At 40.9% G+C, this 13,378-nt stretch carries 10 protein-coding genes, 1 tRNA gene, 1 other RNA gene and 7 pseudogenes; 3 read left to right on the forward strand and 16 right to left on the reverse strand.

The annotated features are described in order from the left end of the window. Positions 1-168: 168 nt before the first annotated feature. Positions 169-594: pseudogene (locus SMIDD26_RS09690) on the forward strand (hypothetical protein); the annotation flags it as partial. A gap of 180 nt (positions 595-774) precedes the next feature. Here the strand turns inward: SMIDD26_RS09690 and SMIDD26_RS13635 are convergent. From SMIDD26_RS13635 to comW, 15 genes and pseudogenes are all read right to left on the reverse strand, one after another. After that, positions 775-1,128: pseudogene (locus tag SMIDD26_RS13635) on the reverse strand (N-acetylmuramoyl-L-alanine amidase family protein); the annotation flags it as partial. Between the two features lie 1,486 nt (positions 1,129-2,614). Next, positions 2,615-2,722: pseudogene (locus SMIDD26_RS13355) on the reverse strand (flagellar assembly protein H domain protein); the annotation flags it as partial. A gap of 3 nt (positions 2,723-2,725) precedes the next feature. Then, positions 2,726-3,139: pseudogene (locus tag SMIDD26_RS09700) on the reverse strand (hypothetical protein); the annotation flags it as partial. 2 nt (positions 3,140-3,141) lie between these two features. Further along, a pseudogene (locus SMIDD26_RS13360) lies at positions 3,142-3,570 on the reverse strand (hypothetical protein); the annotation flags it as partial. After that, positions 3,571-4,581, reverse strand: a complete 1,011-nt coding sequence (locus tag SMIDD26_RS09710) for an Rpn family recombination-promoting nuclease/putative transposase (protein ID WP_061439968.1) — start codon at positions 4,579-4,581, stop codon at positions 3,571-3,573. Positions 4,582-4,851: 270 nt separating this feature from the next. Next, positions 4,852-5,820, reverse strand: coding sequence for a ribose-phosphate diphosphokinase (locus SMIDD26_RS09715; RefSeq protein ID WP_000010158.1), 969 nt, complete (start codon positions 5,818-5,820; stop codon positions 4,852-4,854). A gap of 146 nt (positions 5,821-5,966) precedes the next feature. Beyond that, on the reverse strand, positions 5,967-6,782 hold the full coding sequence (locus tag SMIDD26_RS09720; RefSeq protein WP_061439969.1) for a PrsW family intramembrane metalloprotease: 816 nt from the start codon (positions 6,780-6,782) through the stop codon (positions 5,967-5,969). Between the two features lie 24 nt (positions 6,783-6,806). Next, positions 6,807-7,304 carry a beta-class carbonic anhydrase gene (locus SMIDD26_RS09725; RefSeq protein WP_004237611.1) on the reverse strand — a complete coding sequence of 166 codons (498 nt, stop codon included), beginning with the start codon at positions 7,302-7,304 and terminating at the stop codon, positions 6,807-6,809. 72 nt (positions 7,305-7,376) lie between these two features. Further along, positions 7,377-8,738 (reverse strand): DNA repair protein RadA, encoded by a 1,362-nt coding sequence (gene radA, locus SMIDD26_RS09730; protein ID WP_134990281.1) that lies wholly within the window; start codon positions 8,736-8,738, stop codon positions 7,377-7,379. 13 nt (positions 8,739-8,751) lie between these two features. Further along, entirely contained in the window at positions 8,752-9,318 is a 567-nt protein-coding gene (locus SMIDD26_RS09735) for a histidine phosphatase family protein (protein WP_167747515.1), read from the reverse strand. Next, on the reverse strand, positions 9,269-9,712 hold the full coding sequence (locus tag SMIDD26_RS09740; RefSeq protein ID WP_061439972.1) for a dUTP diphosphatase: 444 nt from the start codon (positions 9,710-9,712) through the stop codon (positions 9,269-9,271). Before SMIDD26_RS09740 ends, SMIDD26_RS09735 begins: the two co-directional genes overlap by 50 nt. A 56-nt stretch (positions 9,713-9,768) precedes the next feature. After that, an RNA gene (ffs, locus tag SMIDD26_RS09745) (signal recognition particle sRNA small type) lies at positions 9,769-9,866 on the reverse strand. 32 nt (positions 9,867-9,898) lie between these two features. Beyond that, positions 9,899-10,366, reverse strand: coding sequence for a tRNA adenosine(34) deaminase TadA (gene tadA / locus SMIDD26_RS09750; RefSeq protein WP_061439973.1), 468 nt, complete (start codon positions 10,364-10,366; stop codon positions 9,899-9,901). A gap of 199 nt (positions 10,367-10,565) precedes the next feature. Continuing rightward, positions 10,566-11,852, reverse strand: coding sequence for an adenylosuccinate synthase (locus SMIDD26_RS09755; protein WP_001832534.1), 1,287 nt, complete (start codon positions 11,850-11,852; stop codon positions 10,566-10,568). Positions 11,853-12,082: 230 nt separating this feature from the next. Continuing rightward, positions 12,083-12,319 (reverse strand): sigma(X)-activator ComW, encoded by a 237-nt coding sequence (gene comW, locus SMIDD26_RS09760; RefSeq protein ID WP_050314545.1) that lies wholly within the window; start codon positions 12,317-12,319, stop codon positions 12,083-12,085. A gap of 232 nt (positions 12,320-12,551) precedes the next feature. Here comW and SMIDD26_RS09765 point away from each other — a divergent pair. Both SMIDD26_RS09765 and SMIDD26_RS09770 read left to right on the forward strand, forming a co-directional pair. Then, a pseudogene (locus SMIDD26_RS09765) lies at positions 12,552-12,787 on the forward strand (transposase); the annotation flags it as partial. A 130-nt stretch (positions 12,788-12,917) separates the two neighbouring features. After that, positions 12,918-13,214, forward strand: a pseudogene (locus SMIDD26_RS09770) (transposase family protein); the annotation flags it as partial. Between the two features lie 76 nt (positions 13,215-13,290). Here the strand turns inward: SMIDD26_RS09770 and SMIDD26_RS09775 are convergent. Next, positions 13,291-13,364, reverse strand: a tRNA-Asn gene (locus tag SMIDD26_RS09775). Between the last annotated feature and the right edge of the window lie 14 nt (positions 13,365-13,378).

A 13,378-nucleotide genomic window follows, 5' to 3' on the forward strand; every position in this document is an offset into this window, starting at 1 on the left:
GCCTTGTTAGCGCAGGACTATGCCTTGGAAACTGCTAGGGCTGAAGGTGGTTTTGTTATGTTAGCAAATCTTGTTCGCCAGCATCTTTTAACAGCTGAGGTTGCGAGTGAGCAATTAGGCATGACCGTGGCTGAGTTTGAAGAACTATTGAAAGAGCATCATAAATAAGAACTAAAAAAATACAGAGAAACCAGCAAAGACGAGGTTCGCAAGCCGTGGTTGGAGTTTTTCGGGAATAAACCCTTTACCCAGCACCCCGAGCGAGCCATCAGCCAGGCAGACCAACTGCTGGACTACAAGAGCTGGTCCGAGGAGGACAGGAAGATGTTTAGTCAACTACGTATGCGTGAAGAACAGGCATTGTTAGCGCAGGACCATGCCTTGGAACAAGCGGAGGAAAAGGGCTTAGAACGTGGTCTTGAACGTGGTCGAGCAGAAGGTATTGAACAGGGACTGGAGCGTGGGAAAGTTGAAGGAAGGGAAGAAGGGAAACTTTTTGCCTTCTTAGATATGGTTCGCCAACATGTCTTAACTTCTGAATTTGCGAGTGAACAATTGGGTATGACCGTAGCTGAGTTTGAGGCGTTGTTGTAAGACTATAGAATAACTTATAACATAAAGTGAACAGAACTGAAATATCGTCTTGTTCACTTTTTATTTTCTTCTAACCAATAGACAAAGTTCCAAGTAAAATCCCCAAAACTCTACCCCCTATAGCTAACAAAGAGCCAAAAAAACTAGGAGAGAACTCTCCTAGTTTTAAATTATCTTGGATTATTTAACCCACTCACCGTTTTCGTTTACAGTGTAGCCATTTACAGTTGTGTTAACTGCAAGGGCACCTGAAGCGTATGAGTAGTACCATTTTTCACCAACTTTGTACCAACCAGTTGCCATAGAACCGTTGTTGTTTAGGTAGTACCAAGTACCGTTATCTTTAACCCAACCAGTTGCCATAGAACCGTTGTTGTTTAGGTAGTACCAAGTACCGTTATCTTTAACCCAACCAGTTGCCATCCAACCAGCTTGGTCGAAGTAGTACCAAGTGCCGTTGATTTTTTCCCAACCGTTAGTTGTGTAAGAACCATCAGCGTGTTTGTACCACCAGCTAGAACCTGATTGAACCCAAGCAGCTTTTGCTGGAGTTGCTGGAGTTGCTGGAACATCTGGAGTTTCTGTTGCTAGAACAGCTTTAACTGCGTCTGCTAGTTTTTCAAATTCGAATTTCAAACCAACACGTTTAGCCTCTGCTGGATTAACAGCAGCAATGTGTGCTTCTACAGTAGCAAAATTAGTTTTTGCAACACCAACTTTTGTATCCAATTCTGCTTCTGCGTGTTTGATACTATCAGCACCAGTACCTTTAAGTGTTGTAAGTCTAGCTTGAAGTCCTGTAACAGGTTTGTTTACTGACTCGATAACTGCTGCTAATTTACCATCATTTTCTGCTTGTGCCTTATTCGCTGCACGTAGTTCTTTAGCGGCTTGACGAATTGCATAACCAGTAGCATAATCTACGTCCGATGCAAGGATAATATCAGTTTCTAATGATTCAGCGCGAGCAGAACGTTTAGCATATTCTTTCTCAGCTTCATCTACAGCAAGTTGTGCCGTATTAACCGCAGCTGTCTTTGTTGTTACCATTTCTTGATAGTCGCTTGCTAACTCAGTCACATTCTCTGCTTTGTATTTTGCAAGGTCTTCCTTCGCAGCAGATAATGCTTCTTTCTTAGTAGTTAGTTGTTGATAAGCCCAGGCAATACTACGATTATTAGCAACATCAGCTGTCAAATTGTTATATTCATCAGTCAACGCTGAATTAGCAATCTTAGAACCTTGTTGATCATACATCAAATCATCTACTTTTGTTTTAGCAGCTCCAACTGCTTTCGCCAATTCGTCTTGTTTAGCTTCACGCTCTTGGCGCTCAGTCAAAGCATTGTGATACTTAGTAAAAAGAACTTTATACTCGTTTTGGAGTTTTGTCAATGCAACGACTGCAGCTTGTACTTGCTCAACACTATTTTGCAATGAGGCTGCATCATTAGCAGGATTTGTTCCAGCAGCAGGTTGCCCAGTAGCATCACGATAAGGATATCCACTTTTAACCATTGCAATCTTTTGTTTCAAAGATTGTACATAAGTACTAGTGTTAGCTGTGAGTGATGGAATAGTTACATCCTCTGCATTTGCAACAGTATATGCACCGAAAGCTGTCAAGACAACAGCACTTGTCAATAAAACTTTTTTCATCGTTTTATCTCCTTCATTTTCTTTATAATATTTTGTAAGACTATCTTACTACCATACAGTATATAAATATTTGCAGGATTTGTCAAGAGTTTTCTGCTAATTTTTAAATTTTTTTCATCATTTTACTAAACAAAGAAAAAAATTTCTCAAGCATGCTGTCTTTGAACAAATCTCAACATATAGGCTGTATGGATTGCTAGATTATTCTTACTTCCCTAGCATTATCTAATAAAGAACTGCAAATGTCAAGCAAAAATGACAAATATTTTTATAAGAACTTGCCATCCCATCAACTTTCTACTATTAAAAATGTGAGTTCATAGAAAGGACACCAACTCAGCAATGGACACGCCTAACCGCTGGCTTGGCTGATGACTCGCTCGGGTTGTTGAGTAAAGGGCTTATTCCCGAAAAACTCTAACCACGGCTTGCGAACCTCGTCTTTGCTGGTTTCTCTGTATTTTTTTAGGTTTTATTTATGGTGGTCCTTCAATAGCGCCTCAAACTCAGCGACGCTCATACCCAGCTGATGGCTGGCAACCTCGGAAGTCAGAAGTCCTTGGCGAACCATATCTAGGAAAGCAAAAAGTTTTCCACGTTCAAGTCCACGCTCCAGTCCCTGTTCAATCCCCTCTGCACGACCTCTCTCCAACCCTTTTTCCTCAGCTTGTTCCAAGGCATAGTCCTGTGCCAACAAGGCTTGTTCTTCTCGCATACGTAGTTGACTAAACATTTTCCTGTCCTCCTCGGACCAGCTCTTGTAGTCCAGCAGTTGGTCTGCTTGGCTGATGGCTCGCTCGGGTTGTTGGGTAAAGGGTTTATTCCCAAAAAACTCCAACCACGGTTTGCGAACCTCGTCTTTGCTGGTTTCTCTGTATTTTTTAGGTCTTATGTATGATAGTTTTTCAATAGTACCTCAAACTCAGCGACGGTCATGCCCAATTGCTGACTGGCAACCTCGGAAGTCAGAATGCCTTGACGGACTAAATTTAGTAGCATGGACAAACTTCCTTCAACTTTCCCTCGCTCCAGTCCCTGTTCAATACCTTCTGCACGACCACGTTCAAGACCTCTCTCTAAACCTTTTTCTTCAGCTTGTTCCAAGGCATAGTCCTGAGCTAACAAGGCCTGTTCTTCGCGCATACGTAGTTGACTAAACATTTTCCTGTCCTCCTCGGACCAGCTCTTGTAGTCCAGCAGTTGATCTGCCTGACTGATGGCTCGCTCGGGTTCTTGGGTAAAGGGCTTGTTGCCGAAAAACTCCAACCATGGCTTGCGAACCTCGTCTTTGCTGGTTTCTCTGTATTTTTTTAGTTCTTAGTTATGATGGTCTTTCAATAGCTCCTCAAACTCAGCCACGGTCATGCCTAATTGCTCACTCGCAACTTCTGAAGTCAGAAGACCTTGACGGACCATATCTAAGAAGGCAAAAAGTTTTCCACGTTCTAACCCCTGTTCAAGACCCTGTTCGATACCTTCCGATCGTCCTTGTTCAATCCCCTCTGCTCGCCCTCGTTCTAGTCCCTGTTCAATGCCCTCTGCGCGACCACGTTCAAGACCTCTCTCTAAACCTTTTTCTTCAGCTTGTTCCAAGGCATAGTCCTGAGCTAACAAGGCCTGTTCTTCGCGCATACGTAGTTGACTAAACATTTTCCTGTCCTCCTCGGACCAGCTCTTGTAGTCCAGCAGTTGGTCTGCTTGGCTGATGGCTCGCTCGGGGTGCTGGGTAAAGGGTTTATTCCCGAAAAACTCCAACCAGGGCTTGCGAACCTCGTCTTTGCTGGTTTCTCTGTATTTTTTTAGTTCTAAGAACGCCATCTTGACTAGATGGTTTTCCTGTCCATTATTGGTGATGGTTAAAACCTCACCTGTCGTGTCCTCGCGCATGCTAAAGCTATGAAAAGCCAAGTCATCTGAGAAGTAGTTACTATCGACAATTGCGATTGCGTATACTGGTGCGATGTGTTTATAACTCTGGTGTGTATCACCTTCTCGTTGACGAATTTTTTCTAGGTTTTGATTGACCTGACTACACAGATAAGCCCACAGACGATTGATGAAAAAATTCTGATGATGCACTTGAATCTCAATAATGACTTGCGTTCCATTATCCAACTCCGCCAAGACGTCTATACTGGTATAGAAATCCTGCGCCGAGTACGGCATGGAAGGCAAGACGTGAATGTTACTTCCCTCCAAAATGGTCACATTTTTTGCTGGCAAATCCAGCATATCGCGAATAAATTGACAAGTGATTTCTGGATTGCTGAAAATTTTCTTAGCAACCAAATCGTTGGTCGGGCTAATGCCCGGATGTCTTAGAATCATCCTTTTCCTCCTTTTATTATACCACAGTTTTATACTCAATGAAAATCAAAGAGCAAACTAGGAAACTAGCCGCATGTTGCTCAAAACACTGTTTTGAGGTTGCAGATAAGACTGACGAAGTCAGTCACATATATACGGCAAGGCGACGTTGACGTGGTTTGAATTTGATTTTCGAAGAGTATTAAATCTAGATTTACTAGATTCTCTGCTTCTATCTATTTATTCGGAAAAGAGATGAAAAAAACCTGAGAATCATCTCAGGCTTTGTCATTAAATCTTTTTCTCAATACTGAAAAGTGGAGAAAGTGGGCGTTTTTCATGGATACGTACAATAGCATCTCCTAGTAGATGAGCAATCGAAATCTGTTCAATCTTATCAATCAAACGCTCTTCTGGCAGATAGATGGTATCCAAAACAACCAATTTCTTGATAGCTGATTTTTGGATATTATCCATAGCAGGACCAGAAAGAACTGGGTGCGTACAACTTGCATAGACTTCAACAGCACCAGCTTCCGCAAGAGCATCTGCCGCATGACAAATCGTTCCAGCAGTATCAATCATATCATCAATCAAGATACAAGTCTTGCCTTCGACCTTACCGATGATGTTCATGACTTCACTGGTATTCATCTTATCAACGCTACGACGTTTGTCTATGATAGCGATAGATGTTTTCAAAAATTCTGCTAACTTACGAGCACGAGTCACCCCTCCATGGTCTGGGCTGACAACCACATAGTCAGAACCAACCATGCCACGACGCTCAAAATAATCCGCAATCAGAGGAGCTCCCATCAAATGATCCACAGGAATATCAAAGAATCCTTGAATCTGCGCAGCATGCAAGTCGATGGTCAATAAACGATCCACTCCAGCTACTTCAAGCATATTTGCGACAAGTTTTGAAGTGATTGGCTCACGCGCTCTCGCCTTTCTATCCTGACGTGCATACCCATAGTAAGGCATGACAACATTGACAGATTCTGCACTCGCACGCTTCAAAGCATCCACCATAATCAAAATTTCAAGCAGATTGTCATTTACAGGCGAACTAGTTGATTGTAGGATAAAGACGTGTTTCCCACGGATTGATTCTTCGATGTTGACCTGAATCTCTCCATCTGAAAATTGACGGACACTTGATTTCCCCAACTCTATCCCAATCTCCTGCGCCACACGTTCTGCCAATTCTTTATTAGAAGAAAGGGCAAACAGCTTTAAATCAGAAAAAGACATGATTTCCTCCGGTATATATGTATCGCTTGTGCTTTTCACAAGATTTTTTCCATCTACCATTGTAGCGCTTTTTACACTATTTTTCAATCAAAAATAAAAGAAGGGCACCATATTTGTACCCTTGCATCATTCTTTTGAAAAATATTCTAGTTCATCAACTCATCGTGCTTCTCAACAAAACGATAAGCCTGATAAAAACCATAGAGAGTAATAGCCGTAACCACTGGAATCGCTAAAGGCAACTCTGTCTCCAATTCAACAAAAGGAGAGTTAAACAAGAAATGAATTCCCAAGGCTAAACCTAGGAAAATAAGTCCCTCTTTCTTGCCAACCTTCTGCCCTTTATAGGCTCTGTAAAGCAAGTAAACACCTACTACAGCCAGACCTGAAAAAGTCCAGTGAGAGGCAATTCCTGAGATGATACGCTCTAAAATCCTCGAAATAGTAAAGTCAAAGCCCTCTGGCAAATCCGTACGAATATAGCTAATATCCTCAATCATTTGGAATCCCAAACCAGAAGCAATGCCTAGTAAAAACAAAGATTTTAATTTTCGCACAGGAATCAAAGCTAAAACAAAGACAAGTGGCAATAATTTCAAGGGCTCTTCTACCAAAGGAGCCACAATAGCACTTTCAAAGGCATTTAAAAAGGCACTATCTGGGAAAAAAACACCCAGTAAATCATGGATATAGGTATTCGCAAAGCTAGACAACCAACCTGAAAGGAACATCCCACCCAATAAAGACAAAATCAAGGCTTTCTTTGGCAATTCCCATTTTTTCCCAGTACGGAAAAGGAAATAAAGAGCCGGAATCATGTAAAAGAGAGCTAGAAAGATAGAAACTCCCATGAGTCCATATTCTGCACCTGACATCGAACCGTCCGTATAGTAGATAGTCTCATACTGCAAACCAATACATAGCAATAACATAAAAATAAATAAAATACTGTTTTTCTTCATACACTTTCTTTCTAAATGAATTTTTTACAATTCTACGACCGTCATACTTCCTGTATCCACATCGTAAATAGCACCAGAGATAATGACATCATCTGGTATTAGGGGAGACTCGATAAGCAATTGCATGTCCTCACGTACACTCTCCTCTATATCTTGGAAGGGCAAGAAGTCCTGGTCTGACACGTCGACACCTAGTTCCTCTTTCAGATACTCCTGAAAAGGTCCATTTTCAAAGGTCTGAGCACCACAGTCTGTATGGTGCAGCACCACAATCTCTCTTGTCCCCATTTGTTGTTGGGAAATAACTAGCGAACGAATCATGTCCTCTGTCACTCGACCACCTGCATTCCGCAAGATATGAGCATCCCCAAGTGCCAAACCTAGAGCTTGCGCAACGTGCAGACGAGAGTCCATACAGGTCACAATAGCCACTCTTGTTTTGGGTTTAAGTGGCAGATTTAACTGCCCATGTAGGGCAACATAAGCCTGATTGGCTTGCATAAACTGTTCAAAATACGACACGATTCCCTCCTCGAAAATTTGATAGTCAAATATTTCTCCTATCTTATCATTTTTAAGAGGATTTGTCACGGATTATGCAAAGACCTTTTTCAAAACTTCCTGAATCGTTGTTACGCCAATGACTTGAATTTCCTTGGGCGAAGTGATTCCTGTCAAGGAATTCTTGGGTACATAAATCTTAGTAAAGCCCAGTTTAGCAGCTTCGTTGATACGTTGCTCGATACGATTTACGCGCCGAATTTCTCCAGTTAAGCCCAATTCTCCGACAAAACATTCCTGAGGATTAGTTGGCTTGTCTTTATAGCTCGAAGCAATAGCAACCGCAACGGCCAAGTCTATCGCAGGTTCATCCAATTTAACACCGCCAGCAGATTTGAGATAGGCATCCTGATTTTGCAAGAGAAGACCTGCCCGTTTTTCCAAAACAGCCATAATCAAGCTAGCACGATTAAAGTCAAGCCCAGTCGTTGTACGCTTGGCATTTCCAAACATGGTCGGTGTCACCAAAGCCTGAACCTCCGCCAAAATCGGACGCGTCCCTTCCATGGTCACAACGATGGAGGAACCAGTCGCCCCATCCAAACGCTCCTCTAGGAAAACTTGACTCGGATTGAGTACCTCAACCAAACCGCCCGACTGCATCTCAAAAATCCCAATCTCATTAGTGGAACCAAAACGATTTTTGACCGCTCTCAAAATACGAAAGGTGTGGTGACGCTCCCCTTCAAAGTAAAGCACCGTATCCACCATATGCTCCAGCATTCTCGGACCAGCCAGAGTGCCCTCCTTGGTCACATGCCCTACGATAAAGATGGCAATGTTATTAGTTTTGGCCAGTTGCATAAGTTCAGCTGTCACCTCACGCACTTGAGAAACAGATCCCTGCACCCCTGAAATCTCAGGAGACATAATAGTCTGAATGGAGTCAATAATGAGTAAGTCTGGCTGGATTCTTTCCACCTCTGCTCGAACACTCTGCATATTGGTCTCTGCATAGAGATAAAACTCGCTATCAATATCACCCAAACGCTCTGCACGTAGTTTAATCTGCTGGGCAGACTCCTCCCCACTGACATAGAGAACTGTCCCCACTTGAGACAACTGGGTTGAGACTTGTAGGAGAAGCGTTGATTTCCCAATCCCAGGATCCCCACCGATGAGGACAAGACTTCCTGGTACCACTCCGCCTCCAAGTACACGGTTGAATTCCTCCATCTCCGTCTTGGTTCGATTGACATTGATTGAAGTCACCTCAGCCAGTTTCATGGGCTTGGTTTTCTCACCTGTCAAGGATACACGCGCATTCTTAACCTCGGCAACCTCAACCTCTTCTACAAAGGAAGACCAAGACCCACAGTTAGGACAACGTCCCAGATATTTAGGGGAATTATACCCACAATTTTGACATACAAATGTCGCTTTTTTCTTTGCGATGATAAACCTCTTTCTATATCTCTAACTCACACTCAATCACTTGGCAAAAATCAATCTTCTCATTTGGTACAAACTGGCGCATGAGCATTCGATGAGCAACAACTACCACAGTCTGGTAATCTCGATACTTACCCATACATTCTAGAAAACGAGACTTCATCTCTTCAGCTGTCTCATATTGAACAGGACTATTAGGAAGTAACTCCCCCTTATTTTCTAGAAACATAGTACGAGCTTTTTCAAAATTATCTGTGCCACTTTCATAGACCTGCCATTCATGTAACAAAGGCTCTACTCTTAAAGGAAGTCCCGTAGCACAAACCACATAAAAAGCCGTTTCTAAAGCTCTTGTGACTGCAGAAGATATAATTATTTCAGCTGAAAGGAGTAAAGGATTGGTGCTCAGTTCCTGAGCCTGCTGCCGTCCCTTCTCAGATAAGGGCGCCAAATCTATCCCAAATCCCGTATAAGAATGCTCCTCTAACTCACAATAATCTGGCTCTCCATGACGTACAAAGATAATCTTCATTCTAGTGCCCTGTCGATCCAAATCCACCAGTCCGCACGCCGTCTGCCACATCTCCATCTACGATTAAGAAAGGCGCAAAGACAGCCTGGACCACACGTTCTCCAACTTCAAGAACAACCTCTTGATCTGTAATATTCTTCATCTGAGCAAAAATGTGACCTTCATTCCCAGGATTTCCATAATAATCCCCATCAATGACCCCAACTGAATTAATTAAAACCAAGCCCTTTTTACGAGGATTTGAAGAACGATCATAGAGGTAGAGAACCTCAGTCGGCTGCATATAAGCCTTAACCCCTGTCGGAACCAAGACAATCTCTCCTGGAGCGATAACTGTGCGCACAGCAACCTTTAAGTCGTAACCAGCCGCATGCGCTGTCTCACGCTTGGGCAATAAATTTTCATCTGTAAAACTAGAAACCAATTCAAAACCACGAATTTTCATCATCTTCTCTTTTCTATTATCATTTATTCTAGATTATTCTATCTTATTTATTCGGAAAAAGCACGAAAAAAAGAGCACACAATTCAAATCGCTTAGGGCTGCTGGATTCCTCCCCTGACCCGCTTCACGCAGAACTGTTGCTCCACTATTTATTATATCACATTCCTATTCATTTTAAAAGCAAAATTATTTTTTCCGTCTATTTCTAAAAAAATCCTGCATAATAGCTGCACATTCATCTTCCAAAATTCCCGTTTCAACCTCCACACGATGATTGAGACGCTCATCTGTCAAGATATCGTACAAACTCCCAGCAGCGCCAAATTTCTGGTTTTTAGCTCCATAGACCACGGTTGAAATACGGGCGAGTCCAATCGCCCCACTACACATGACACACGGTTCAATGGTCACAAAAAGTGTGCAATCCAGCAAGCGCCAGCTCTCCTCACTCAAGTTCGCATTCTCTATAGCCATAATCTCCGCATGCATAACCGCTCGCTGTAATTCCTCACGCGCATTATGCCCACGACCAATGATTTCTCCGTCCTTGACAATCACACAACCAATTGGAATTTCATCGTGTTCAAGAGCAATCTCAGCCTCTCTCAAAGCCTCCCTCATAAAGACTTCTTTTTCTTCAACTGTATAATTCATCAATTTCCCTTTTCCTACTTATCGATTTTATTATTATATCATGAATCCCAACACAAAAAAAGCCACCGAATGCGGTGACTTTATAGGGAGATTATTATGAAAAAGAAAAGTTTAGGATATTTGTTACAACAAGTTAGGAGGTCTTCTTGTAACTGTCTATAGTATACCCGACCTATCTTAAACAAATCTTAAAAATCTCTTAGGACCAAACACTTTCTAAAATATTCGTTTGTTCACGACCAGGACCTACTGAGAAAGTAGAAATACGAACGCCAACCAATTCACTCACACGACGAACATAGTTACGCGCATTCTCAGGAAGATCTTCCAAATTACGAACTCCAGTAATATCTTCTGACCAACCTGGCAACTCTTCATAGATAGGCTTGCAACGTTTCAATTGCTCAAGACTAGCTGGATAGTAGTCAATACGTTGACCATCAAGATCATAGGCCACACAGATTTTCACTGTATCTAAACCACTCAAAACATCGATAGAGTTCAATGAAAGATTAGTAATACCAGAAACACGACGACTATGACGCATCACAACTGAGTCAAACCAACCCACACGACGTGGACGACCAGTTGTTGTACCATATTCATGACCGACTTCACGGATACGTTCTCCCACTTCATCAAACAACTCAGTTGGGAAAGGACCGTCTCCTACACGACTCGTATAGGCTTTACATACACCAACAACCTTGTCAATCTTACTTGGACCAACACCAGAACCAATCGTAACACCACCAGCCACAGGGTTTGACGACGTAACAAATGGATAGGTCCCTTGGTCAATATCTAGCATAACACCTTGTGCACCTTCAAAAAGCACGCGTTTACCGTTATCAAGCGCATCATTCAAAATAACAGATGTATCGGTTACATATTTCTTGATTTGTTGACCATATTCGTAATACTCTTCAAAAATATCATCAAAAGCAATCGCTTTACTGTCATACAATTTTTCAAAAAGACGATTCTTTTCAGCAAGGTTACGTTCTAAACGCTCACGGAAAATATCTTTATCCAAAAGATCGGCAATACGAATCCCAACACGAGCAGCCTTGTCCATATAAGCTGGACCAATTCCCTTGATTGTAGTTCCAATCTTATTGTCGCCCTTAGCTTCTTCTTGCAAACGGTCTAACTCGATATGATAAGGCAAAATAACATGCGCACGATCAGAAATACGCAAGTTATCAGTTGTCACACCTTCCTCATGAAGATAGCTCAACTCTTTTACAAGAGATTTAGGATTTACAACCATACCATTCCCAATAACAGAGATTTTTTCAGGGAAGAAAATTCCAGATGGAATCAAGTGCAACTTAAATTTCTTACCGTCAATGACAATCGTGTGACCTGCATTATCACCACCTTGGTAACGTGCAATCACTTCTGCATTCGCTGAAAGGAAGTCTGTAATCTTCCCTTTACCTTCATCACCCCATTGGGTACCTACAACAACAACTGAAGTCATAATCTTGTCTGAGCCCTCAGGCTCTTCCTTTCTCACATACATGGCAGGAATCTCACCCGCAATTATATCTTACAATTTATTATAAGAAAAAATCGCCTTTTTATCAAGAAGAAACAATAGAAAGATTTGCTATTTCCAACTATTAAAAAATGATTTAGAAAAAATTCCTGCTATTTATTATTATATTGCCATGAAAAAGTAAGTTTGTTCGGAAATTTACTAAAATTACCTCAACAAGAAATAAACCCCCGATTCATTATCATCTTTTCAAGATACAAACGATAAGCAACACGATAATGGTAAACGATAAAATCCCTACGACACCCAATGCCATATCTAACTAAATAATAAATCAAAAATTTAAAATGAAAATGTTCCCAGTCAAAATGATCACCAAATACAGTACCATACTCTTCTTCAATATTTCTATAAAAATCCGCCATCTGCTCATAAATTTTTTGTAACATAATCAAAACTCCTTTTCTTTTTTATGAACTTATTCTAACAAAAAATTTTAATTAATCATTAATAATTCCTGAATTGTTAAAATACCAACCTCAACAAGATAAAAAAATAGGAAAAGTTGACAGAATAGAAATAAATTTACTACCTAAATTAGACTTTGATAAAAACCTTATTGATTGCGTTAAATACTAAAAGAGACTGAGCTAAAAATCTTAAAATAAGAAAAACGCATAGTATCAAATTTTTCAAACTGTCTTTAAAACATTTCTCAAAGATAACGAGAAAATTGTCAATGCCCTTAAACTACCCTATTCTAACGCCAAACTAGAAGCCACTAATAATTAATCTCATCAAACTTATCAAGCGCAACGCCTTTGGTTTTCGGAACTTTGAAAACTTCAAAAAACGGATTTTCATCGCTCTAAACATCAAAAAAAGAAAGGACGAAATTTGTCCTTTCTCGAGATTAGCTTTTCTGGCTCTATAATATTTGTAGTGGGTAAATCCCCTATAGATATTATGGAGCCTATTTTATTATAGAAAAAAAGTCCCATATCATCTATAATGAAAAGCGACCAAACCATCATTAGAAAGATTCATATGGAACAATTACATTTTATCACAAAACTACTAGACATTAAAGACCCTAATATTCAAATTATAGATATCATCAATAGAGATTCACACAAAGAAATCATTGCTAAATTGGATTATGAGGCTCCATCTTGCTCTGATTGCGGAAGTCAAATGAAGAAATATGACTTTCAAAAACCTTCTAAAATTCCTTACCTCGAAACGACTAGTATGCCTACTAAAATTCTCCTTAGAAAGCGTCGATTCAAGTGCTATCACTGTTCAAAAATGATGATATCTGAAACTTCTATCGTCAAGAAAAATATCTCGCTTCATTAGGTGCGAGATAGATTATTAATTATATAACAAAAAAGAGGTCAAAACCTCCTTTAATTAACTACTCCGCCAGTAGGACTCGAACCTACGACATCATGATTAACAGTCATGCGCTACTACCAACTGAGCTATGGCGGAATAAAGCTAAGCAA

The sequence above is a fragment of the Streptococcus mitis genome (genome assembly GCF_001579035.1).
Lineage (GTDB): Bacteria > Bacillota > Bacilli > Lactobacillales > Streptococcaceae > Streptococcus > Streptococcus mitis_J.

Coding starts and splice junctions, on each gene's coding strand:
- comW (WP_050314545.1), bottom strand. CDS start 12,319: ATGTTACAAAAAATTTATGAGCAGATGGCGGATTTTTATAGAAATATT.
- SMIDD26_RS09715 (WP_000010158.1), bottom strand. CDS start 5,820: ATGTCTTTTTCTGATTTAAAGCTGTTTGCCCTTTCTTCTAATAAAGAA.
- SMIDD26_RS09735 (WP_167747515.1), bottom strand. CDS start 9,318: ATGTGGCAGACGGCGTGCGGACTGGTGGATTTGGATCGACAGGGCACT.
- SMIDD26_RS09710 (WP_061439968.1), bottom strand. CDS start 4,581: ATGATTCTAAGACATCCGGGCATTAGCCCGACCAACGATTTGGTTGCT.
- tadA (WP_061439973.1), bottom strand. CDS start 10,366: ATGAATTATACAGTTGAAGAAAAAGAAGTCTTTATGAGGGAGGCTTTG.
- SMIDD26_RS09755 (WP_001832534.1), bottom strand. CDS start 11,852: ATGACTTCAGTTGTTGTTGTAGGTACCCAATGGGGTGATGAAGGTAAA.
- SMIDD26_RS09740 (WP_061439972.1), bottom strand. CDS start 9,712: ATGAAAATTCGTGGTTTTGAATTGGTTTCTAGTTTTACAGATGAAAAT.
- SMIDD26_RS09720 (WP_061439969.1), bottom strand. CDS start 6,782: ATGAAGAAAAACAGTATTTTATTTATTTTTATGTTATTGCTATGTATT.